The organism is Staphylococcus sp. AtDRG32, from assembly GCF_004365845.1.
Classification (GTDB): Bacteria; Bacillota; Bacilli; order Staphylococcales; family Staphylococcaceae; genus Staphylococcus; species Staphylococcus hominis.
The window spans coordinates 1-646 of sequence record NZ_SODE01000012.1 but is presented as its reverse complement, the minus strand read 5'-3'; the positions used below and the strand labels follow the sequence as shown (position 1 = coordinate 646).

Sequence of the window (646 nt, the reverse complement as noted above, 5' to 3'; positions counted from 1 at the left end):
TCCCCATGCCACGAAATTAGCATCATGCTAGCAAGTTAAACGAACACTGACATGATATATTAGTGATTAGCTATATTTTTTACTTTGCAACAGAACCGGACAAAGCCTGGATTTACAAAACCACACTCGATACAACTTTCTTTCGCCTGTTTCACGATTTTGTTTATACTCTAATATTTCAGCACAATCTTTTACTCTTTCAGCCTTTTTAAATTCAAGAATATGCAGAAGTTCAAAGTAATCAACATTAGCGATTTTCTTTTCTCTCCATGGTCTCACTTTTCCACTTTTTGTCTTGTCCACTAAAACCCTTGATTTTTCATCTGAATAAATGCTACTATTAGGACACATAATATTAAAAGAAACCCCCATCTATTTAGTTATTTGTTTAGTCACTTATAACTTTAACAGATGGGGTTTTTCTGTGCAACCAATTTTAAGGGTTTTCAATACTTTAAAACACATACATACCAACACTTCAACGCACCTTTCAGCAACTAAAATAAAAATGACGTTATTTCTATATGTATCAAGATAAGAAAGAACAAGTTGATAAAGTCCGTATAATTGTGTAAAAGTAAAAAGGCCATATAACAGTCCTTTTACGGTACAATGTTTTTAACGACAAAAACATACCCAGGAGGAC

At 32.8% G+C, this 646-nt stretch carries 1 pseudogene; it reads right to left on the bottom strand.

From position 1 onward, the window contains the following. Nucleotides 1-93: 93 nt before the first annotated feature. Nucleotides 94-351, bottom strand: a pseudogene (locus tag BDW25_RS10635) (protein rep); the annotation flags it as partial. Nucleotides 352-646 lie beyond the last annotated feature (295 nt).